16 protein-coding genes are annotated in these 24,123 nt (G+C 39.1%); 12 read left to right on the top strand and 4 right to left on the bottom strand.

Features of this window, described 5'->3' with window-relative positions:
• Positions 1-258: 258 nt before the first annotated feature.
• A complete protein-coding gene (locus OQX64_RS13540) occupies positions 259-2,772 on the bottom strand; it encodes a M1 family metallopeptidase (protein ID WP_265819187.1) in 2,514 nt (837 codons plus the stop codon).
• Between the two features lie 123 nt (positions 2,773-2,895).
• Here OQX64_RS13540 and OQX64_RS13535 point away from each other — a divergent pair, with 123 nt between their 5' ends.
• Together OQX64_RS13535 and OQX64_RS13530 are read left to right on the top strand one after the other, a co-directional pair.
• Positions 2,896-4,437: an aldehyde dehydrogenase family protein gene (locus OQX64_RS13535; protein ID WP_265819186.1), complete on the top strand. Its 1,542-nt coding sequence runs from the start codon at positions 2,896-2,898 to the stop codon at positions 4,435-4,437.
• A 64-nt stretch (positions 4,438-4,501) separates the two neighbouring features.
• Positions 4,502-5,218 (top strand): 3-ketoacyl-ACP reductase, encoded by a 717-nt coding sequence (locus OQX64_RS13530; protein WP_088299672.1) that lies wholly within the window; start codon positions 4,502-4,504, stop codon positions 5,216-5,218.
• Positions 5,219-5,278: 60 nt separating this feature from the next.
• On the opposite strand, the gene OQX64_RS13525 is transcribed toward OQX64_RS13530, so the two are convergent.
• The gene (locus OQX64_RS13525; RefSeq protein ID WP_265819185.1) at positions 5,279-7,090 is read right to left on the bottom strand and encodes a DUF4153 domain-containing protein; all 1,812 of its coding nucleotides are present in this window, start codon (positions 7,088-7,090) and stop codon (positions 5,279-5,281) included.
• Positions 7,091-7,221: 131 nt separating this feature from the next.
• Here OQX64_RS13525 and OQX64_RS13520 point away from each other — a divergent pair, with 131 nt between their 5' ends.
• The 4 genes from OQX64_RS13520 to OQX64_RS13505 all read left to right on the top strand — a co-directional run bounded on the left by OQX64_RS13520 (position 7,222) and on the right by OQX64_RS13505 (position 12,207).
• On the top strand, positions 7,222-10,032 hold the full coding sequence (locus OQX64_RS13520) for a TonB-dependent receptor (protein ID WP_265819184.1): 2,811 nt from the start codon (positions 7,222-7,224) through the stop codon (positions 10,030-10,032).
• A 43-nt stretch (positions 10,033-10,075) separates the two neighbouring features.
• A complete protein-coding gene (locus tag OQX64_RS13515; protein ID WP_088299669.1) occupies positions 10,076-10,849 on the top strand; it encodes a GLPGLI family protein in 774 nt (257 codons plus the stop codon).
• A gap of 21 nt (positions 10,850-10,870) precedes the next feature.
• Positions 10,871-11,440, top strand: coding sequence for a Crp/Fnr family transcriptional regulator (locus OQX64_RS13510; protein WP_265819183.1), 570 nt, complete (start codon positions 10,871-10,873; stop codon positions 11,438-11,440).
• A gap of 332 nt (positions 11,441-11,772) precedes the next feature.
• Positions 11,773-12,207, top strand: a complete 435-nt coding sequence (locus tag OQX64_RS13505; RefSeq protein ID WP_265819182.1) for a carboxymuconolactone decarboxylase family protein — start codon at positions 11,773-11,775, stop codon at positions 12,205-12,207.
• A gap of 50 nt (positions 12,208-12,257) precedes the next feature.
• On the opposite strand, the gene OQX64_RS13500 is transcribed toward OQX64_RS13505, so the two are convergent.
• Together OQX64_RS13500 and OQX64_RS13495 are read right to left on the bottom strand one after the other, a co-directional pair.
• Complete coding sequence (locus tag OQX64_RS13500) at positions 12,258-13,022, bottom strand: rhamnogalacturonan acetylesterase (protein ID WP_265819181.1); 765 nt, start codon at positions 13,020-13,022, stop codon at positions 12,258-12,260.
• Between the two features lie 39 nt (positions 13,023-13,061).
• Positions 13,062-14,699: a glycoside hydrolase 43 family protein gene (locus OQX64_RS13495; RefSeq protein ID WP_265819623.1), complete on the bottom strand. Its 1,638-nt coding sequence runs from the start codon at positions 14,697-14,699 to the stop codon at positions 13,062-13,064.
• A 286-nt stretch (positions 14,700-14,985) separates the two neighbouring features.
• Here OQX64_RS13495 and OQX64_RS13490 point away from each other — a divergent pair, with 286 nt between their 5' ends.
• The 6 genes from OQX64_RS13490 (at position 14,986) to OQX64_RS13465 (ending at position 24,066) form a co-directional block, all read left to right on the top strand.
• Complete coding sequence (locus tag OQX64_RS13490; RefSeq protein ID WP_265819180.1) at positions 14,986-15,942, top strand: pectinesterase family protein; 957 nt, start codon at positions 14,986-14,988, stop codon at positions 15,940-15,942.
• 158 nt (positions 15,943-16,100) lie between these two features.
• On the top strand, positions 16,101-17,774 hold the full coding sequence (locus OQX64_RS13485) for a glycoside hydrolase family 28 protein (protein ID WP_265819179.1): 1,674 nt from the start codon (positions 16,101-16,103) through the stop codon (positions 17,772-17,774).
• Positions 17,774-19,708 (top strand): glycoside hydrolase family 88 protein, encoded by a 1,935-nt coding sequence (locus tag OQX64_RS13480; RefSeq protein ID WP_265819178.1) that lies wholly within the window; start codon positions 17,774-17,776, stop codon positions 19,706-19,708. The genes OQX64_RS13485 and OQX64_RS13480 overlap by 1 nt, the downstream gene beginning before the upstream one ends.
• 76 nt (positions 19,709-19,784) lie before the next feature.
• Positions 19,785-20,798 (top strand): pectate lyase, encoded by a 1,014-nt coding sequence (gene pelA / locus OQX64_RS13475; protein ID WP_265819177.1) that lies wholly within the window; start codon positions 19,785-19,787, stop codon positions 20,796-20,798.
• A gap of 107 nt (positions 20,799-20,905) precedes the next feature.
• Entirely contained in the window at positions 20,906-22,417 is a 1,512-nt protein-coding gene (locus OQX64_RS13470; RefSeq protein ID WP_265819176.1) for a tagaturonate reductase, read from the top strand.
• A 2-nt stretch (positions 22,418-22,419) separates the two neighbouring features.
• Complete coding sequence (locus OQX64_RS13465) at positions 22,420-24,066, top strand: UxaA family hydrolase (protein WP_265819175.1); 1,647 nt, start codon at positions 22,420-22,422, stop codon at positions 24,064-24,066.
• Positions 24,067-24,123: the final 57 nt, after the last annotated feature.

Genomic DNA, 24,123 nt, shown 5'->3' with positions numbered 1-24,123 from the left:
GTAAGCAACTGAAAATAAAGCTTATTGTTCCAATTATAAGGTGTGGATAATCAAAATATTTTTTCAACATCGCGGCTCCTTTTCCCTTCTCGTACAAAAATAGCACTAATTTGCCTGACTAAGGTAATGATGAAGTCATGAAAATTAAGCGGTAATATCTTTGGTTGTGGGTACTACACCCTACAAAACCACTGCTTTCAAAGGCCGGCATTAAGCAAAGAAAAAAGGTTGATGATCTGACTCATCAACCTTAATTTTTTATGATTCTTTTCCTAAATCAACAGCTGCTTTTTTGAATATCTCAGCCTGTTTCATCAGGTTCTTTTTATCTTCTCCGCTTGCTGCGCCGGCTTGCTTGGATTTACCCTGGGCCGTAGCTTCATATGCTGATGAAAGTTGTTTATTCAGGTAGGGCTGTAATTTTAGTCTTTCAATGGCATCTTTAATATTTTTAATGCCTTTTTCTGTTACAGCCGGATTGGTATTGGCCCTCAGGTATTGAAAATATTGACCAATCACCGCAAAAACTTTATTCCGGTCTCCCTTATCCATAATGTTTGTATAAAATTCCTGGTGTTCATCTTTCGGATCGCCAATGTAAAGTTCGGCAATCGAAGGCGCAATATGATCTTTTGTATCCTGATCCAATGCTGATAGCGTGCTTATACTTTCCTTAGGGGCAAGTTTTGCCAGACCGCTTATTCCTGCAGCAATCACGCGATAAGATCTGTCCTTTAGGCTTTCGGACATTAAACTTTTATAAGTCTGATCGCCGGTTTCTCCCAATTTGGAAATTGCTGCAGCCCTCACTTCAGTATCCCGGTCTGTTTTTGCCAGCTGTAATAAAACCGGAAGTGCCGCAGCTTTAATTTGGGCATCTTCAAGATTTAAACCGGCGATGCTTAAGGCACGTAAATCTCCTGACGAATCTTTTAGGGCTGCCAATAAAACCTGCTGACCACTTTTGGCTTTGCTTTGCATAATGAATTGCAGTGCTTCAAGTCTGTTGGCATAACTTGGTGCATTTTTATATTGAAAGTAATAATCTTCAGCCACTTTATTGTCGTTCATTTCGCCAACGATAATTTTATCGGCATCAAAATCAATTAAATCTGGCTTGCTGCTTACGTCAAAAGAAAAAGTCTCTTCACGCTTGTCGATAATAATTTCTTTTCTGATCTTTTTCCCGGCTGCATAGATATCTACTTTAACTGGTAAGGTAAAAGTTTGTACACTTGAATCTTGTGTTTGCTTCACTTTAATAGTGGCCTTTCCATTTTGATAGCCATAATCTATAGCTAAAATGGGGTGGCCGCCATTGTAATACCACTGGTTAAAATAAGGACTCCAGTCTTTGCCGGTCACGTCTTCCATGGCTAATCTCAATTGGTGCGTTTCCCCATTTTTAAATGCGTTGGTGGTTAGGTATTTATTGAGCGATTGATAAAAAGCCGCATCGCCCATTTGATTTTTCAGTGCATATAAAATAACAGATCCTTTTGCGTAGCTCACATTATCAAACATGTCTTCTTTATCTGCATAGTGAAAACGTGCTAAAACAGGACTTTCTCCATTTTTGGTGGAACTGATATAAGATTGAAGTTTTTCATAGCGTAATTTATCTTCGGCATCTTTACCCGCATCGTGTCCTTGCCAGATAATCTCACCAAAAGTGGCAAAAGATTCGTTCATGGTTAAGTTTGACCATGATTCTGCCGTTACATAATCGCCAAACCACTGGTGGAAGAGTTCGTGTGCAATGATGCCTTCTTCGTTTCCATCTAACAATTCGCGATCTGTTTTCTGAATCTGCTCACCGTGTAAAGTTGCCGTGGTATTTTCCATAGCACCCGAAACATAATCTCTGGCCACCACCTGTGCATATTTATTCCAGGGATAATCCAGCCCTAAAGTTTCGCTGTAAAACTTCATCATCTCAGGGGTTTTCCCAAAAATCTGTTTGGCATAAGGTGCGTATTTTGGTTCCAGATAATAGTTAACCTCTTTGCCTTTATAAGTATCTTTAGTGATTTTGAAATCGCCAATGGCCATCATAAAGAGGTAAGGAGAATGCGGCAAGTCCATCTTCCAGGTATCGGTTCTGGTACCATCTGTATTGGGTTTCTGGCTGACCAGTTTTCCGTTGGATAAGGTGGTGTATTTCGATTTAACTGTCATCGAAATTTCCTGGGTAGTTTTTTGGTCTGGCTTATCTATCGTCGGAAACCAGGCTGACGAAGATTCAGTTTCACCTTGTGTCCAGATTTGGGTGGGTTTATCTTTATCCGTACCGTCCGGGTTGATGAAGTATAATCCTTTCGCATCCGTTATGGCTGCACTACCTTTTACTTTTAATTCATCCGGCTTCGCCGTATATGCGATGTAGATGGTATATTTTTCTTGTTTAGTGTATTTTTTATTAAGGTTAATGTATAACTTATTGTTGTTATATACATATTTCAACGGTGTATTTCCTTTGATACCTACTAATGCAACGGTTTTAATATCCATTCCCTGGGCATCAAGGGTAAGGGAGTCTGTCGGGTAAAAATGAGGTTTTAAGGTTACCCATTCTTTTCCGTACAGATAACGTTTGGCATAATCAAAGGAAACATCCAGTTTGGTATGCACCAAATCATTAATTTTAGTGGGGGTAACACGGTAGACAGATAAATTTTCGGGCTTTTCTGTAGGTTTTTCCTGAGCTGAAAGATTACCTGCCACAAAAAAAGTCAGCAACAGCGCACTGCAGGTGAGAAACTTATTATTCATTTTTTATGATTTTATGGGTCTGTTATCTTTAAAACAACATCTAAATTATTGTGATAAAGTAAAGACTCAAATGTACCTGCTTTCTCTTAATTTTTTGTTTTTTTGTGTAAATCGTTTAGTTATATGAAGACAGATATTCAATCCATTTTGGATCAGTTAGGTGTAAAAGCCAATAATGCTGCTTTTAGTACAGGAAGTAATTGGGGTGGCCTTTCCAACATTGAATTGTTGGAAAGTTTTTCTCCTGTAGATGGAAAATTAATTGCTTCTGCCAAGGTTGCCACTGCTGAAGACTATAACCAGGTGGTGGAAAAGGCTCAGCTGGCATTTTCTGAATGGAGAACCGTGCCAGCTCCAAAGCGTGGAGATTTAATCCGGCAGTTTGGTGATGCTTTGAGGGTGAATAAGGAAGCTCTGGGCGCACTGGTTTCATACGAAATGGGAAAAAGTTTGCAGGAAGGTTTAGGTGAGGTGCAGGAAATGATTGACATCTGTGATTTTGCAGTAGGCTTATCGCGCCAGTTATATGGCTTAACCATGCATAGTGAACGCCCGAACCACCGCATGTATGAGCAATGGCATCCACTGGGGATTGTTGGCATTATTTCAGCATTTAATTTTCCGGTGGCCGTTTGGAGTTGGAATGCAGCTTTGGCGCTGGTTTGTGGCAATGTTTGCATCTGGAAACCCTCTGAAAAAACACCTTTAACGGCAATTGCGTGTCAGCATATTATTGCTAAAGTTTTTAAGGCCAATGATATAGAAGAAGGCGTTTGTAACCTGGTTTTAGGGGACAAGGTAGTGGGAGAAGCGATGACCCATGATGGCCGTGTGGCCTTAATTTCTGCAACAGGTTCTACCCGGATGGGAAAAGAAGTTGCTGCAGCCGTGGGCGCCCGCCTGGGTAAAACCTTGCTGGAATTGGGAGGTAATAATGCGATTATCATTTCAGAACATGCTGATTTGGATATGAGTTTAATCGGTGCTGTTTTTGGTGCCGTTGGTACAGCTGGTCAGCGTTGTACCTCTACCAGAAGATTGATTATTCAGGAAAGTGTTTATGATACCTTTAAAGAAAAATTAGTGAAGGCTTATGATCAGTTACGGATCGGCGACCCGCTGGATCAAAGTAATCATGTTGGTCCGTTGATTGATCAGGATGCTGTGGCTTCATATCTGGATTCGATTCAGAAATGTAAAGCCGAAGGTGGTCAATTTATCGTGGAAGGTGGTGTGTTAACCGGCGATCATTACAGCAGCGGTTGTTATGTAAAACCCTGTATTGCCGAAGTTAAAAATGACTTCAAAATTGTTCAGCATGAAACTTTTGCGCCGATTTTATACCTGATTAAATATAAAACCTTAGCAGAAGCCATTGCTTTACAAAATGGTGTTCCACAGGGTTTATCTTCAGCAATTATGACCTTGAATTTGAGAGAAGCTGAACTTTTTCTATCTTCAAAAGGATCAGATTGCGGGATTGCGAATGTAAATATAGGTACATCAGGTGCTGAGATTGGTGGTGCTTTTGGAGGTGAAAAGGAAACCGGCGGTGGAAGAGAAAGCGGATCTGATGCCTGGAGGGCTTATATGCGCAGACAAACGAACACAATCAATTATTCGGATACCTTGCCCTTGGCACAAGGGATTAAGTTTGATTTGTAATGAAATGATTTAGGTTAGCGTTACTAACTTTTAAAAAGTTTAACGCCATATTAATAATGTAACAATGGAAAATATATCAGGAAAAAATGCAATCGTTACCGGTGCGGGTAAAGGCATAGGAAAGGCTATTGCCACGGCTTTAGCAAAAGAAGGTGTAAACGTAGCCTTAGTTGGCAGAACGAAAAGTCATTTAGATGAACTGGCAGAAGAGTTAAAGCAATATCACGTAAAAATAGCTGTTGCAACTATGGATGTTAGTGATATCGATTCTGTAAACCATGCCATAGAAACAGTTAAAGGAGCGTTGGGTTTTATTGAAATTTTGATCAATAATGCTGGTGTTGGAAAGTTTGGTAAATTCTTAGAAATGGAAATAGCAGACTGGGAGCGGATTATTCAAACTAACTTAATGGGTACTTATTATGTAACCCGTGCAGTTGTGCCAGAAATGATAGAAAGGCAAACTGGTGAGATTATTAGCATTTCAAGTTCATCAGCATTTAGTCCTGCGGCAGTAACCAGTGCATATTCGGCATCTAAGGCGGCAGTTAATGCTTTTTCTGTTTCATTAATGCAGGAAATGAGAAAACATAACATCAGGGTAACGGCATTATCGCCGAGTACTACGGCAACGGATATGGCTATTGATTTAAAACTGACCGATGGTAATCCTGATAAGGTGATGCAACCAGAAGATATAGCAGAACTGATTATTGCTCAATTGAAGCTTAACAGAAGGGTGTTTGTAAAAGATGCAGCCGTTTGGTCTACCAATCCGTAAAAAAAGAAAAGGGGCTGTTCATTTTTTCCTGATACAGCCCCTTTCCAAAATAGTTTTATACTATAATTTTTTAATCAATAAATGCGCTTCAATATCAAACCAGTTTTTCTGTAAACTACTTCCAGTTTTGTAACCTCTGATTTGACCAATTGTATAAGTAAACTGATAATTCTTCACTATTTTAGAAAAAGTTAGCTTATTGGCAGGCAGGAGAAATTCATTATAATTTTTAGTTGATTTTAATTTTTTAGCTTTCACCAGTTCTACTGATTCCTCAAAAATTTTAGTCAGGTTAATTGCTAATTTGGCTGTATCACCTAGGTTAATGATTAAGTTTTTATCATTAGTACGATCTATTTTTATTTGGATGCCATTGAAAACCTTTTCCGTATTTTCATAGCTATTTATATCCAGCAGGTAATCAAATCCGCTAATCGCAGGGAAATCATGATCGGTACTTAAAAAAGTATATTGGGTATCGGCGGGATAAATATCCTTGTCGTTGATCTTTAAAGTGGAAAAGGCAGTATCCACTTTTATCTTATCTTTGACATATTGATAATCATCTCGACTGTCAATTACATTTTCAATATGAGTCAGGTTTTTTGAAGTAAAAGGCTGCAAAGCGCTTAAGCCATGTTTAGATACGAGATATTTCACCACAGATGGCTTTTCCTTTAGATCCTCGGCCTTTTGAGAGTATAATATCTTCTTGAGCCTTGTAATTTGTGCGTATTTAGAAACAGCAGATGCACTTTGAGGTCCGTAAACTGCAAGCATCGTTAAAATAGCCAGGCTAATGGGAATGAGTTTAATGTTTTGCCTTTTACTAAAGAGAAAGTAAACCGTTATGCAAGTTAGCCATAAGGCAATCAGTATCAGTATGTACCTGCTTTCTGTTATTCCATAAGGTTCAACCCGCTTCCAAACTGCCAATAAAAGGAGTATGATGAGCGGAATCAGCATGCTATAAAAGAAACGCGAGAAAAGTTTTATCCAGCTGTTTCCTTCCTGCTCTTTCATCGGATAAATAAGGAGCAATGATAGGATTCCAAAAACGGCGTAACCAATAATCAGGCTGGAAACCAAACCTTTAGGTAATGACCAACTTACCATGATTTTGATTTCATAAAATAATAAAATCGCCAGGTAAATGGTCATTAGTGGAATAAGTACAAATTGTGTAAATATCTTCAGTCCTTTAGGGTAAGCAGCTTCTTTTTCCAGTTGTTCGAAATTGGTGGGTATACCTGCTAAAAAGAATACCGGACTAAAACCAGCGACTATGATTGCAAAAACAATCATGTATGTTTTCCAATAAATAGCGACATTGAATAAGCCATCTATGGCTACCAGGGCTATCGCTAAACCACCATACAGCACAATAGAATAAAGCGCTGCTGTTAGAAAGCGGAGGAACAACACTTTATTAAATTGCCAGAAGCCATTAATCTGGCCTTTATCCATAAATGGAGAGAAAGCAACAAACAAATGAAAGGCAAATGCCATCAATGCAATTCTTAACTGATCAGCAAAGTTATCTGCAGGATTTAATAAGAAAAAGAGCGACAGGCAACTCAAAACCGTAAAGATCCTGATCAGCCACTTTTTTCCAGGCTTATATGCCTTTCTTTCTGCTAGTAAATCTAAAGCGAGTGTAAGGGTAAGGCCGAGGTTACTGATTAATATAGCTTTTATCAGAATCTTTTGAAGAGCGGCGTTAAGCAATGAATCTGCACCATAACGGTCAAGATGAATATAATATGTCCAGCATACTGTTGCCACAATAATAAATACGAACTGTAGCGGGAAGCGTTTAACAACAGTTAATAAGTCCTTATAAAGGTGTTGTATAGATGGGAGTTTCATCATTTTAAAATTTGATTAAATATAATTTTTTTAATGATTTAAATATGGTGTGATCATATTGTTAAAAAAAGTTAAAGCCTATTTTAACTAATTAATTAGTTTTATATTAGAGCACCAAGCTAATCAATTATCTTATGAAACGAACGCTCCTCTGCCTGTGTTTTCTGGTTTTTGTTACTTCCTACCTGAAGGCGCAAATTGTTCACCAGATTAAAGGCCGCACCATAGACACTGCTTCAACTACTTTACTTTCCGGATCTACCATTGCCATATTAAATGCTAAAGATTCTACGCTGGTGAAATTTACCAGGTCTGCTGAAAACGGCTCCTTTGAAATCAACGGTATTAAAAATGGCAAGTTTATGCTATTGGTTTCTTATCCTAAATATGCTGATTTTGTTGATCACTTTACCTTAGATTCTACTAAAAAAGACATAGATCTTGGTACGATTAATTTAACCGGAATAGCGAAACTTTTGGCAGATGTAATTATTAAAGGCGAAAAGGCCGCTATTAAAATTAAGGGCGATACTACAGAGTTTAACGCATCAAGTTATAGTATACAACCAAATGATAAAGTGGAAGATTTGTTGAAAAAACTGCCGGGAATACAGGTAGATAAGGATGGGAAAATTACGGCCCAGGGGAAAACCGTACCTAAAGTATTGGTAGATGGAGAGGAGTTTTTTGGTGATGATCCAACCTTGGTAACTAAAAACCTAAGGGCGGATATGGTGGATAAAGTTCAACTTTATGAAAAATCCAGCGATCAGGCAGCCTTCACAGGTGTTGATGATGGGCAAAAAACACAAACCATCAATATAAAACTTAAAGAAGATAAGAAAAGTGGTTACTTCGGAAAGATTGATGCGGGTTATGGTACTAAAGATTTTTATCAGGGCCAGGCATTGTTTAACCGCTTCAAAGCCAAACAAAAGTTCTCTGTTTATGGTACGGCCGCAAATAACGGTACTACGGGTTTGAGTTGGGAAGATGGCAATAAATTAGGTGCGGGTAATAGTAATATGCAAATGAGTGATGATGGAAATATGTGGTTTAGCTATGGGGATGGAGATGAATTAGAAAACGGAAATTATTATGGTGAAGGGATACCCCGGGCCTTAACCGGCGGTGCACATTATGATAATAAATGGAATAGCGATAAGGAGAGTATTAACACCAATTATAAGTTGGGTACCTTAGGCATCAAAACGACTAAAAATACCCTTAGTCAGAATAATTTACCTGATGGTATTATCAATACAAATACCGATGAAAATTCTGATCGAAATGTGTTTAGGCAGAAAATTGATGCAGTATATACCATCAAACCGGATACCACCAGTAACCTCAAAGTATCAGTAGATGGCCTGCTTAAAAACAGTGATAATATCTCCAGCTTAAATAGTATTGGATTAAGGGGCAACAATTCCAAACTCAACGAAAATAGGCAGTCGAATAGTAACAATGGTAAAGAACAAACATTTAATATCTCTGCCTTTTATACCAAAAAGCTAAAAAAAGCAGGGCGTAATTATTCAGTAAGTCTTAGTCAGAATCTCAATGATCTCAATTCAGATGGTTTTTTAAATTCAGTTGTAGAATATTATGATGAAGCTGGTTTACCTTTAAGAAAGGAAGTTACAGATCAGTTAAAGAAAAACAATACCCAGAGTTCTATTTTTAGTAGCAATTTAACTTACAATGAGCCACTAACAAAATCAATCTCTTTAGTGTTAAATTATGGTTTTGGTATTAATGAAAGTCGTTCTGATCGTAAATCTTTCAATCAATCATCACCTGGAAATTATGATATTCTGGATAAAGAATTCAGCAATGATTTTAAAGCAAGTCAATACCTTAATCAGGGTGGAGCTGTTTTTAACTATAAAAAGCCTAAAACAACTATTAGTTTTGGTAGTAAGGTGAGTGCCGCAAAGTTTGATCAATTTGAGCAACTCTCTAATCAAAGTTATAGCAGAAGTTTCGTAAATTGGTTACCTCAAGCCAGTTACATGTATAAATTCTCCGCTCAAAGGGCTTTTAGGTTCAGTTATAACGGAAGTACAAACCAACCTACCGTTAACCAGTTGCAGCCGGTAAGGGTAAATGATAATCCATTATATCAACCTCTTGGTAATCCAGATCTGGCACCATCCTTCAATAGTCGATTTATTGTAAGTTATAACGCTTATAAAGTTTTGAGTCAGCAATCAATATACATTAACGGTAGTTTCGGCTTTGTTAACAAAGCAATAGTCAGTAGCACAGAAACAGATGCTTCTGGAAAGACAATAGCGAAATCTGTTAATTTAACAGATAGAACGCCGGTTAATTATAGTGTATATAGCGGGTTCAATAGAAAAGTTAAATTTCTGTTTGATGCCAATATCGGGCTAAATTTAAATGCAAATGGCAATACAAATTATAGCTACGTAAAAAGTCAGTTAAGTGATGTGGTCGAATTAAATCAAATTGTGAGTACCAGCTTTTCTCCTTCATTACAGATTAACAGGTATAAGGATAAGAGTGAAATCTATTTAAACTTTGGTCCGAGTTATCATGCACAGGTAGCCTCGCTTCAAAAAGATCGGGCAAATAAAGGATGGGGGATGCAAGGTTGGGGAGGCTTCAGCTTAACCTTGCCGAAAAAAATCAAACTTCGTGCGGATGGTGAATATACTTACACACCTAAATCGCCAGCTTTTGATACCAGTTTCGAACAGATCATTATCAATGCAGCTGTAACCAAATGTTTCTTTAAAAATGAAGATCTGAAACTTACCATTCGCGGTAATGATTTATTTAATCAGAACCGGGGTTTCAGGCGGTCTTCCTATTCCAATATGATCACGCAAACAAGCTATAATAATATCAGCCGTTATTTTATGTTCTCCCTGATTTGGGATTTTAATAAAATGGGCGGTGGTGCGCCTCAAAAATAAAATTTGAATGGTAATGATTCAAAATCCTTTTAAAATATTATAAATGAAATTAAAATATACTTTACTGATGCTGGTTTGCACAATGAATAATGCAATGGCGCAAAATGCGAGGTTTGTGAACCAGGGCATTATAGAATTTGAGAAAAAGATCAATGTTTACGCATTGATTCAAGATCAGGCAAAAAAATATCCTGATAACTTTTGGAGTGCACAGGCGCTGGAGCAGTATCAAAAAAATAACCCGCAATTTAAAACTTTGAAAAGTGAGCTTACTTTTAAGAACAACCAAACATTTTTTAATCCGCTGGCAGATGAAAGTGTATCTAACAATTGGTTAGGTAATTTCGCGACGGCAAAGCAGAATAACATTATTTTAAGTAATCTTAAATCAGAAACCAGTATTATTCAAAAATCGGTTTATGAAGAAACTTACCTGGTTAAAGATTCCATCCGCAAAATAAACTGGAAAATAACAGATGAATTCAGAAATATTGCAGGCTATGATTGCAGGCGGGCAAATGCTTTAATGATGGATTCTATTTACGTTGTTGCCTTTTATGCCGATGCCATTCCGGTATCTGGCGGTCCGGAAACCTTTAATGGATTACCAGGTATGATATTAGGCGTAGCCTTGCCGCGTGAACATATTACCTGGTTTGCAACGAAAGTAAAAGATATAGAGGTTACGGATGCACAGCTTAAAGTACCTTCAAAAGGGAAGCTTGTAAATAAAAAACAGTTGAGTGATATTTTAAAGCGTGCGTTAAAGGACTGGGGCAATTATGCCAGTGATATCTTAAAATCTGCAGATATGTAATTCATCTGTATATTCGCTATAATGTATCAATCTTTATTTAGTCATATCAACAGGTTTATAAATTTAAGTAGGGAGGAAGAAGAAATACTGTCGGCTTTGCTCAAATCATTGACAGTTCAAAAGAAATCTTATTTACTGGAACAGGGGCAGGTTTGCAGGGCCAATTATTTTGTGGTAAAAGGATGTTTAAGGTTATATTTTATTGATATCAAAGGTGCAGAACAAACCACGCAGTTTGCCATTGAAAACTGGTGGCTTTCTGACCTGACCAGCTTTCTTTTTCAACAACCTTCTGAGTTTTTTATCCAGGCTGCTGAAACGACTGAAGTTATTGCCATTGAGCACCGCCATTATGAAGAAATGTTTACTCAATTACCAAAGCTGGAGAGGTATTTCAGGCAAGTATTGCAGAAAAGCCATCAGGCCAGCCAATTGCGGATCAGGTATCTGTACAGCATGACGGCAGAAGAAAGGTATCATCATTTTAACAGATCATTTCCCGAATTTGTACAGCGCATTCCACAATATATGCTGGCTTCATATTTAGGTTTTACACCTGAGTTTTTAAGTAAAATAAGGGCGAAGCGATAATGTTTTACCATTTAAGGCATATACGGAAATAGTACGTGCTAAGTATATAATGGGTATCCATAATAGTGAGCTTATATATGTTCTTATTATAGGCAAATTTAAAATAAATGTTTATTCTTATCATTTAATGCAAATAAGCAACAATCTCAGTTGTTTCAACCAAGGAAGGCACTGAACTATGTTCAGGTAATATGATTATTAAACCTTTCCAATTTTGAATTCATTGCAAATAGCTTGGTGTCCTTTGCGGTTAAGTAGCCTCTTTTCTTAAACTAGATTAAGTTTTTTGATCTATTGATTCCGGACCTTTATAGCGTAATTAAAATATAACAATGGAAACTAGAATTAACATTAAAAAAGCAGAGCCAGCAGCTTATGAAGCCATGTATGGTTTGGAAAAATATTTATCAACCACTAAAATTGACCCCATATTATTGGAGCTGATTAAAATGAGGGCATCGCAAATTAATGGTTGTGCTTTTTGCCTGAATATGCACAGTACAGATGCACGTAAAATTGGCGAAACTGAACAGCGTTTATACTTGCTGAATGCCTGGAGAGAAACCACTTTGTTTACTGAAAAAGAAAAAGCTGTTTTGGCTTTAACGGAAGAGGTAACTTTAATTTCAAAGCATGTTTCTGATGAGACATACCGTAACGCTTCTCGTTTTTTTAATGAGCAGCATTTAGCTCAGGTTATAATGGCGATTATTACCATCAATGCCTGGAATAGAATTGCCATTGCCACGAAATTAATGGTTGGATAAATAATCTGGGATCACTAATGTGATCGGTTAAATCCCGCTCATATTAGTGATTATATTGAAGATGTATTGATTTTTTTTAAGCCTTCATATACTAACCTGGCAATCTCTTTTGCGCCATCCGGCTGAAAATGGGTATTGTCTTTTTGTCCTTTAGGATAAGCAACATATTTCCCGGAATCTAAATTCATGAAATAATTTTTGGTAACGAAATCAATGCCTTTTGAAGTAAATAAATCTGCGGAAAGTGTTGTTAAATCAATTACCGGAACACTTAATTCCTTCGCTACATCCATGACGGCCTGAGGATATTCACCATGAGCACTGCCAAGTACTCCATTCTTCCAGGGATAATTTCGGGTTACGGGAGTAATCAGGATAGGTTTGGCACCTTTCGCCCTGGTTTCATTTACATACATTCTTAAAAAATTTTTATAGCCAGGGATATCAACATAACGCTCAGGTTTATCTTTCGCTGCATCATTATGTCCGAATTGAATGAGGACTAAATCATTTTTCTTCAATGTAGATAAAACCGCTTTCCATCTGCCTTCTTCAAAAAATGACCGGGTGCTTCTGCCGCCTTTTGCTTGGTCGATTACCAGGGCACTATCATTTTTGATCAGATGATTTAAATTTTTCAGACTATCTTTTATCAGGAATTGTTGAAAAACCTGTCCCCAGCCTGTTAGAGGATAACGTTTCTGCATGTAACCGGTTTCCAGGCTGTAATCAGCAACAGTAGAATCACCAATCAGGTAAACTTTTACGGGTTCGCGTTTTATCATGAACGACATCAGCAAAACTGTTAATCCCATGAAGAGACAGATTTGAACATATTTTTTCATATACCGCAGTTATTTTAATTTATCAATTCTGAACCAATCATACTCTGCTATTCCGGCATCATTGGTTTGTGTATCCCTTATGGCGTACAAGCCTACTTTTGCACCAATCCATTGTCCGGCTGTAGCCTGAAATTCATCACCAACATGTTTAAACTTGATGCCATCTTCACTAAAACTAAACTGACATTTAGCACTTTTAGCAACCGTTACCTTCATATAAACCTGACCTGATTTAAGTTTGGCAATTTCTTTTTCGCTTTCGGCTTTTCCCTTATCTGCACTCTGGCAAATGCCAAACATCAGATAAAGTCCGTCATTTTTACTTTTAACACTGATCTTAGCATAGCTTCTGCCCATTATCACTAATCCGGTTTGTTCATTTTCGAGTTTTGGATTGGGTTTAAAATTTACTTTAGTCGTGACCGTAAATTCTTCTGCAGGAAATTTCTGCATCAGTAAATTGGGCACATCCCACAAGTTCTTCGCTTCTTCCGGAATTTTTGCAGTATACAATTTCAGAACACCTTTACCTGCATCGGTAAACATCCATGTAGGCTGCGGGTTGGCCTGCCACTGCCATTGCAAGCTTAAATCTGTTGCATTGAATTCATCACTTTCTACTGGCGTACTCATCGGATAAGTTTGGCCAACATTTGGTTTTTTATAAATCATGACCGGTTCTCCAATGCCATCATTATCCTGGTCAGTACCAATTATCGGCCAGTTATTTGTCCATTTCATGGGCTGTAAATGAACCACTCTTCCATAAGCATCTTGATCCTGAAAATGGAGGAACCAGTCTTCGCCGGTTGGTGTGTTAACCCAGGCACCCTGATGTGGCCCGTTAACTGTTGATTTTCCCTGATCCATCACCACCCTTCTTTCATAAGGACCGTAAATATTTTTACTTCTTAATACCAATTGCCAGCCAGTAGAGACCCCGCCAGCAGGAGCAAATAAGTAATAAAAGCCATTACGTTTATAAAATTTAGGTCCTTCAATGGTCGGGTCTGATTCATGTCCGTCATAAACAATTCTACCCGTCCCGGTAGCTTTGGTTCCATCAGCAGTAAGCGGCATTACGGCTAAAACACTTTTAATTCCGGCACGGCTTCCGGCATAAGCATAGGCGAGGTAGGCTTTTCCATCTTCATCCCAAAACGGACAAGGATCGATCAAACCTTTCCCGGCAGCCACTAATTTCGGGGCAGACCACTCTCCTGTAATGTTTTTTGCTTTAGTTAAATAAATGCCAAAATCCGGATCGGGATAATAAATATAGAATTCACCATTTCGGTACCTGATAGAGGGTGCCCAAACACCATTACCATGCTGTGTTTTTTCAAAATGATCAAACGGAGGTTGCCTCTTTAAAGCATGACCAATAATTTTCCAATTAACGAGGTCTTTTGAATGAAGAATGGGCAAGCCCGGAACGGCATCAAAGCTTGAAGCAATCAGATAGAAATCATTGCCCACACGGATGGCATCCGGATCAGAATAATCGGCATAAATAACCGGGTTTTGATAAGTACCATTGCCCTGATCAGCTACCCAAACTTTTGAGATATCACTATTATTCTGAGACTGTGCCAATGCATGGAAGCAAAGGCCCGTTACAAGTATGAATTTCAGGAAATATTTCATCATGATGATTGATATATGGTTAGTATTATCGGATTAAATCTTTGGCTATTTATATAATCAAGCCTGCAGATTAGCCAACTAACAAGATTAAGCCTTTTTTTATTTTTGATCAAGACGATACTGTGCAATCGTTCCCGATATCGTTTGCAGCATTTATTATCCCAGATTTTTCTTTCCGGTAGATATTAATGTTTAAAATTGCTCATCATATATTTGTTAAAGCCCGGCTGCGTAATAAGTTTAAACCTTGCGTAGCCGGTTTTATTTGTACCTAGCCAAAGCCGATATGAAATTGATAGTCCTGATTTTGCTTGTTACCTGTGCCATAAGGGGAAATGCCATCGACATTAAGCCTGATTTTGTGGTAGATGCCAAAGGGAGTGGCGATTTTAAAACGGTGCAGGAAGCCATCCATGCGGTACCTGATTTTAGAAATAAGGTCACAATTATTCTTATTAAAAAGGGGATATACAAAGAAAAATTAGTGCTGGCCGCTTCAAAAAAAAATGTCAGGTTGATTGGTGAAAGTTTAAATGAAACCATTTTAACCTATGATGATTTTGCACAGAAGAAAAACATTTTCGGAGAAGATAAAGGTACTTCAGGATCTTCCAGTTTTTATATTTATGGAGAAGGATTTTCAGCTGAAAATATCACCTTCGAAAATTCTTCTGGTCCGGTGGGGCAGGCTGTTGCCGTTTGGGTAGGTGGCGATAAATCTGCTTTCATAAACTGCCGGTTTCTGGGGTTTCAGGATACGCTTTATACTTATGGCGGGAATAACCGGCAATTTTATAAAAACTGCTACATTGAAGGAACGGTAGATTTTATCTTTGGTTCTGCTACTGCCTGGTTTGAAAAATGTACGCTTTTTTGCAAAAAGCAAGGTTACATTACCGCCGCATCAACTGCTGATACGACTAAATTTGGCTATGTTTTTAACCAATGTACAATCAAAGGCGATGCGCCTGAAAACAGCTTTTATCTGGGGCGTCCGTGGCGGCCTTATGCAAAGGTGGTATTTTTAAACTGTGAGCTTCCGGCACTGATTCGACCTGAAGGCTGGGATAACTGGGGGAAAGAAAGCAATGAACAAACCGCTTATTATGCTGAATATCAAAACAGCGGCAAAGGTGCCCGGCCTGAAAAGCGGGTGAAATGGTCTCATCAGCTCAGCAATGAGGCGTATAAAAGTTACATTATGGAAAACGTTTTCCGCGGATGGAATCCTGAACAAAAATAATGTATGTAAGGCTTTGTATTTCAGTTTTTTAATTATTTGTATGGCAGGTATCTGATGCTTTTTTCCGGCAACGTTTGCATAGATTTCTCTTCGCTTTTAAAGGCAAACAACGTACACTTGTTATTACAATAACCAAGTATAATTTAACCGCGCAAATAATGAAATATATTTCTGGAAGTTTATGCCATTCTAAAATAGCCCTCGCCTTTATCCTTATTTGTAGTGCTGGTATAACAAAAGCCCAGCAAAAAACGAGTTTACCAGTTATCCGGCAGGTTAAAATTAAAAATGATACCACCAGTATTGTTGCTTTTGGCGCTAAAGGTGATGGCATAGCTTTAAATACAGAAAGCATCAATAAAACCATAAGCAGTGTCAGCCAGAAAGGTGGCGGAGTGGTGGTAATCCCTTCAGGTTTATGGCTTACCGGGCCTATAGAACTGAAAAGTAACGTGAATCTTCATTTAAAAAGAGATGCTATTCTTCAGTTTACAGCTGATTTCAATCAATATAAACTGGTGGAAGGAAATTGGGAAGGCAGGCCGGCTTGGCGCAACCAAAGTCCGATTTCAGGAACAAACCTGGAAAACATTGCCATTACCGGAACCGGCATTATTGATGGGAACGGTGGCGCTTGGCGCATGGTAAAAAAAGATAAGTTAACAGAATCCCAATGGAAAAACCTGGTTGCTTCCGGTGGAATTGTTCGCGAAGATGGCAAAATGTGGTACCCGTCGGCTAAAACCGTTAGGGGCTCAAATACCAAAAATGCAGGTGTCATTGAATCAGGTAAAACAGCAAAGGATTATGAAGATATCAAAGATTTTCTCCGTCCGAATCTGCTCGTGCTCACCAATTGTAAAACCATCCTTTTAGAAGGGGTTACTTTTCAAAACTCACCCGCCTGGAACCTGCATCCCCTGCTTTGTGAAGATTTAACCTTGAGAAATCTTCAGGTGAAAAACCCCTGGTATGCACAAAATGGTGATGGGGTAGATGTAGAATCCTGTAAAAATGTATTAATTGAAGGCAGCACTTTTGATGTTGGTGATGATGGAATCTGCATTAAATCTGGCAGAGATGAAGCCGGACGCCAGCGTGGTGTACCAACAGAAAATGTAATTGTAAGAAATAATGTAGTATACCATGCGCATGGCGGTTTCGTTATAGGAAGTGAAATGAGCGGTGGTGCTAAAAATATCTGGGTATATGATTGTTCTTTTATTGGTACCGATATTGGCTTACGCTTTAAAACAACACGCGGGCGTGGTGGAATTGTAGAAAATATTTATGTAAACAACATCAACATGATTGATATTCCGGGTGAGGCCATCCTGTTTGATATGTATTATGCCGCCGTTGATCCCATTGTGCTGGCGGGTGAAAAACGTGAGGCCATAAAAAGTGTCATGATTCCGGTTACAGAAGCTACACCACAGTTCAGAAATTTTTATATCAAAGATGTGGTGGCGAATGGTGCTGAAAAAGCCATCTTTTTCAGGGGTTTGCCAGAAATGAATATCAAAGACATTCACCTGGAAAATGTAACCATTAAGGCTAAAGAAGGCATTGAAATCATTGAAGCAACAGGCATCTTTTTAAAGAATGTAAAGGTGATTACCGATAACTCTAACCCGGTTGTGAATATTCAGAACAGCTCCAATATCAATATCGATAAACTCCAGTATAAAAACGGTGCCGAATTATTATTTAATGTAGCCGGCGATAAATCAAAAGGAATTAAAGTAAGCGGCACAGATGCTTCAAAAGCAAAAAAGGTATCCAGCAGTGCTGCTGAAGTCAATAAAAATGCATTAGAGATTTCAAAATAATGAAGAAGAAATCAGTTTTATATACCGCAATCGCATTTCTGGGATGTTCAGTATTATCGCTGACAGGTTTTGCACAAAAGAAACTTTCTGAACAGTTAACCAGGACTGCAATGGAGAAATTGTTTCAGGATACTGCTGTACTAAAAGGTGCGAAAGGTCCGAAGTGGACATACGATATGGGTGTAGTGCTTGAAGGTGCCGCTGCCGTTTGGCGCAATACCGGAAACGGTGACTATTTTAAATACATCCAGTCATCTATGGACGCTTATTTAGATAAGGAAGGAAATATTGCTACTTACAAGGCGGAAGATTTTAACATCGACAATATTAAAAACGGGCGTTCGCTTCTGCTGTTGTATAAAGTTACCGGGCAGCAAAAATACCTTCTGGCAGCAAATAAACTTTATGATCAGTTGCAGCAACAGCCGCGAACGAAAGAGGGGGGCTTCTGGCATAAGAAAATTTATCCCAACCAGATGTGGCTTGATGGCCTGTATATGGGCGAGCCTTTTTACGCGGAATATGCTCGTCTGATGAAAAAAGATGCTGCTTATGATGATATTGCCAATCAGTTTATCTGGATGGAAAAAAATGCTCGCGATCTGAAAACAGGTCTCTTATACCATGGTTATGATGAAAGCAGGACCGAAAGATGGGCAGATCAGAAAACAGGCTTATCGCCGCACTTCTGGGGGCGGGCGATGGGTTGGTACATGATGGCTTTGGTTGATGTATTGGATAATTTTCCTGAAAATCATCCGAAACGAAAAGAATTATTGGCCATTTTAAACCGTACAGCCACTGCTGCAGTAAAAGTTCAGGATGCTAAATCAGGGGTTTGGTTTGATATCCTCAACCTGCCCGCTAAAAAAGGCAATTACCTGGAAAGTTCCGCATCGAGTATGTTTGTGTATGGTTTAGCTAAAGGTGTTCGCAAAGGCTGGTTACCACAAAATTTTATGGCTGCAGCAAGTAAAGGTTATGCCGGTTTAAAGAAAGAATTTATTGAAAAGGCTGGTGATGAAAGGGTAAACCTGACTAAAACCGTTTCTGTTTCTGGTTTAGGCGGAAAGCCAAAATACCGTGATGGCAGCTTCGAATATTACATCAGTGAGAAAGTGATTACCAATGATCCGAAAGGTGTTGGGGCTTTTATTTGTGCAGCCGCCGAAATGGAAATAGCCGCATTGCCTAAAACTGGAAAAGGCCTTACCGTTACGGTCGACAATTTCTTTAACAACGAGTACATGACCGGCCCAGCCGGTGATAAAATCCCCTTCCATTACCTTTGGAACGAAGATGATAACAATGGATTTTCTTTGCTTGAAAAGGTTTTTAACGATGCAGGTGTAAAAACCTCAACCTTAAAAGTTGCGCCAACCACAGCGAATTTAAAAGGCAGTAATATTTATATTATTGTTGATCCGGATACCGAAAAGGAAACAGCAAATCCAAATTTCATGAATGCCGAACACGCCAAACAAGTGAGCGAATGGGTGAAAGCTGGCGGCGTTTTAGTGTTATTGCTTAATGATGTGGGCAATTGCGAGATCACTAAATTTAATGTATTGCCAGAATCCTTCGGAATTAAATTTAATGAGGATAGCCGGAACAAAGTACAAGGCTCAAATTTTGAACAGGGTGCAATCAAAATCCCGGCAGGAAATTCGATTTTCAAAACAGCGAAAAAAGTGTACATCAAAGAAATTTCAACCATCGTTGCCAAAATGCCTGCAGTTGCTGCGCTAACCGATAAAGGTGATGTAATTATCGCGACAGCAAAATATGGAAAAGGAACGGTATTCGCCGTTGGCGATCCATGGTTCTACAATGAATATATCGATGGAAGAAAATTGCCCGCAGAATTTGAAAATTTTAAGGCAACCAACGATTTGGTAAACTGGTTAATCAAGCAGGTGCCGGTTAAGAAATAAGAATTTAATGGCCTTAACTTAAGGAGAAAACAGTTTAATTCAGTTCATGATTTTGGTTAATGAAACGAACAACAAAATGAGCATAAAATTATTATTAACCGTTATCTGTTGTTTCCTGCTGGCATCTTGCTATGCGCAAATGCGAACCGATTCAACCGCAGAAAAAATGTTGGTTTATCAGTTAGGAAACGGCGGCTGGCCAAAGCAACTGGAAGATAAGAGTGTTGTCAATTATGGTGCAGACTTAACACCTGCATTGCTTGCCAGAATAAAAGCCACTGAAGATAAGCATGCTACATTTGATAATAAGGCGACCAGCCGGGAAGTCGTTTACCTGGTAAAAGCCTATAAAAAAACGCAGAACAAAACTTACCTGAAAGCTGCAGAAAAAGGGCTGGATTATATGCTGGCGGCTCAATATGATAATGGTGGCTGGCCTCAGTATTATCCCGATCAATCTTCCTACCGTTCGGAAATTACATACAATGATGATGCAATGGTCAATGTGCTGAATATTTTACAAGACATTGCCAGTGGGAAAAATGATTTCGAAGTCGTTAACCCAAAGTATCTTCCGAAAGTTAAAAAGGCCATTGTAAAAGGAACTCAATGCATGTTGGAAACTCAGGTAAAACAACAAGGTGTGCGCACCATTTGGGCAGCACAATATGATAAAGACTCGATGTTACCGGCAAAAGCCCGGAATTTTGAGCCAGCTTCTTTAAGTACAAGTGAATCAGTTGGTATTGTTCGTTTTCTCATGCGTATTCAAAACCCATCTAATGAAATAAAAGCAGCAATAGCCTCTGCAATAAAATGGTTCGATACTTATAAAATAACAGGTTATCGTTTCGACAGGGAAAAAGGAAAAACAGCCGCGCTAATCGCCGATCCATCAGGAATGGTTTGGGCACGCTTTTATGATTTAGATAAGAACGTGCCCCTTTTTGGCGACCGCGATAATTCCATAAAATCAAAGCTGGAAGAATTAAGTCCGGAAAGAAGGAATGGTTATGCCTGGTATGGTAACTGGGGACAAAAATTGATAGAAAAAGAATACCCGAAGTGGTTGGCTGCTAACGGGAATTAAATAAAAATAAGACTTGTCATTGCGCGGAAGGAAGCAATCTTAAACTACAGGTAGGGATTTTACCGTTTAAGATGGCTCGGTTCCTGAGATGACGAAATGATGTGAACATGATTCTAAACAAAGAAAATTTAAAGAACATTAGCGAAGAAAAGGTGAAAAAGCCAACCGCTGAAATGTTGGAGTTGCCAGAGCGGGTAATCCAATTCGGAACCGGCGTTCTGTTACGTGGCTTGCCGGATTATTTTATTGATCAGGCCAATCATCAGGGCATTTTTAACGGAAGAGTAGTGGTGGTTAAAACAACAGCTAAAGCCGGCGCAGATGAATTTGCTAATCAGGATAACTTGTATACACTTTGTGTTAAAGGGATTGAAAATGGTGACGAAGTGGAAGAAAACATGATCAATGCGGCCATAAGCCGTGTATTATCAGCAACATCCGAATGGGCAGAAGTTTTAAAAACGGCACATCAGCCCGAGATGAAGGTTGTGATTTCAAATACAACTGAAGTTGGAATTGTAAAAAGTGAAGATAAAATTACGGATGCGCCACCGCAATCCTTTCCAGGTAAACTGTTGGCTTTCTTACATGAAAGATATAGAGCCTTCAACGGATCGGAGGAAAGCGGGATGGTAATTGTGCCAACAGAACTTATTAGTGATAATGCAGATAAATTAAAAGAAATTGTACTCGATCTGGCTATTCAGAATAAACTGGGTTGGGATTTCGAAAACTGGTTGAGAACAGCTAATCATTTCTGCAAAACACTGGTAGACCGGATTGTGCCCGGAAAGCTGCCGGCAGAAGCACAGCAAAGCATGGAAGATGCACTCGGGTATACTGATGGATTGATGATCATGGCTGAGCCGTTCAGGCTTTGGGCAATTGAATCATCAAATGAGAAAGTGAAAGAAATTTTATCGTTTGCTTCAGCAGATAAAGGCGTTTTTATTGTACCCTCCATTGATAAATTTAAAGAGCTGAAACTCCGTTTGTTAAACGGAACGCACACCATTAGCTGTGGGTTAGCCATTTTAGCAGGTTTCCATACTGTAAAAGAAGCCATGGCTGATGGAGAATTTGCTAACCATGTGTTGAAACTAATGCAGGAAGAAATTGTACCGGCAGTAGAAAATGAAGATATTACCAAAGATGAAGCCCTCGCTTTCGCTAAAAGTGTGGTCGATCGTTTCAGTAATCCGTTTTTAGACCATCAATGGCATGCCATTACGCTAAACTATACCCAGAAATTGCAGATGCGTAATATGCCTTTGATTAGAAAATATTATGCACTTCATAACCAGGTGCCTCAGCGCACTGCGCTCGGTGTTGCTGCCTACATCGTTTTCATGAATGTTACTCAGGATGGCGGCCAATATGTATCCACCGTTAATGGAAAAAGGTACACTACGCAGGATGAATTTGCTGAAGTGCTTCACGGTTACTGGAAAAACCCTGAAACAGTGGTAGAAAATACATTGGGCGATCGGCGTTTATGGGATAAAAACCTGAACAATTATCCTGGTTTTAATGCAGCTGTAAAATCTTACGTAGAACAATTACAAAATAAAGGTGCAAAGGAAACTTTAAGTAACTTGCATCAAGAAAGAACAAATTAAAAATGGTGACTAGAATTTTAAAAATCCATCCCAATGATAATGTGCTGGTAGCCTTACAAAATTTAACAAAGGGCGAAACCATTATTTACGATGGAGATGAATATGTTTTACAGGATGATATTCAGGCGAAGCATAAGTTTTTCATGCAGGATATGAATGCAGGTGATCACATCATCATGTATGGCGTTTTGGTAGGTAAAGCGCAACATTTTATCCTTAAAGGTGGGTTAATGGATACTGAAAATACCAAACATGCTTCAGATCCATATGAATTTAAACCCTACCATTATGAGTGGCGTGCACCTGATGTTTCTAAATTTGCAGCTAGGACCTTTAACGGGTACATCCGTAATGACGGTCGCGTGGGTACAGCAAATTACTGGTTATTTATTCCAACGGTATTCTGCGAAAACCGTAACCTGGATGTGATCCGTGAAGCACTGCACAATGAGTTGGGTTATGCCGTTACTGATAAATACAAATCATACGCTCATCATCTGGTAGAGGCTTATAAAAATGGTGAAGATTTAAGCGAGGCTGATACCACCACTATCGGACAGGCCAATCATGTAGCCAATCGTATTTTCAAAAATGTAGATGGCATTAAGTTTTTAAACCACCAGGGCGGATGTGGCGGTACCCGTCAGGATGCAGCGACATTAAGCAAGCTTTTAGCTGCTTATGCAGATCATCCGAATGTGGCTGGAGTTACTGTTTTAAGCTTGGGCTGCCAGAATTTACAGGTGCAGGATTTTGTGGATGACTTAAAACAACGTTCGCCGAATTTCGATAAACCAATGTTTATTTTCGAGCAGCAGCAATCGCAAAGTGAAGAACAATTGGTAAAAGAAGCGATCAGGAAAACCTTTATCGGTTTAACGGAGATCAATAAAATTGAACGTCAGCCAGCACCTTTAAGCAAACTGGTATTGGGCGTGAAATGTGGCGGAAGCGATGGCTTTAGCGGCATCAGCGCCAACCCGGCAGTGGGTTATACTTCAGATTTATTGGTGGCCCTGGGCGGAACCATACTTTTAGCTGAATTCCCGGAGCTTTGTGGTGCCGAGCAACAGTTAATTGATCGCACAAAAGATGAAACTGCGGCCCGTAAATTTATCCAGCTGATGACAGCTTATAACCAGGCTGCAGAAAACGTGGGCTCGGGCTTTTTCATGAATCCATCACCTGGAAACATTAAAGATGGCTTAATTACGGATGCCATTAAAAGTACAGGTGCGGCGAAGAAAGGCGGAACATCGCCTGTAGAAGATGTGCTTGATTACACCGAACCTGCCACCAAGCCCGGCTTAAACCTGGTTTGTACGCCCGGTAATGATGTGGAAGCCACAACGGGAAAAGCTGCTTCAGGTGCAACGCTTATTTTGTTTACAACCGGATTGGGAACGCCGACAGGAAACCCGGTTTGTCCTACTATAAAAGTGTCTACCAATAACGCTTTAACCAAACGCATGGGCGATATCATCGATATCAACTGCGGGCCGGTAATTGAAGGGGAAAAAACCATCGAACAAATGGGCGAAGATATTTTAGAATATTGTATTAAAGCAGCCAGTGGTGAGGTAATTCCGAAAGCAGTCCTCTTAAACCAGGATGATTTTATTCCATGGAAACGGGGAGTGAGTTTGTAGTAAAGAGTCATTAGTCGGGAGTCTAGAGTCAGAAGTCTTTAGTCCTAAGTCTCTGGC

Origin of the sequence: Pedobacter sp. GR22-10 (genome assembly GCF_026239715.1) — a bacterium.
Lineage (GTDB): Bacteria > Bacteroidota > Bacteroidia > Sphingobacteriales > Sphingobacteriaceae > Pedobacter.
This window is presented reverse-complemented; position numbering and strand designations above follow the sequence as displayed.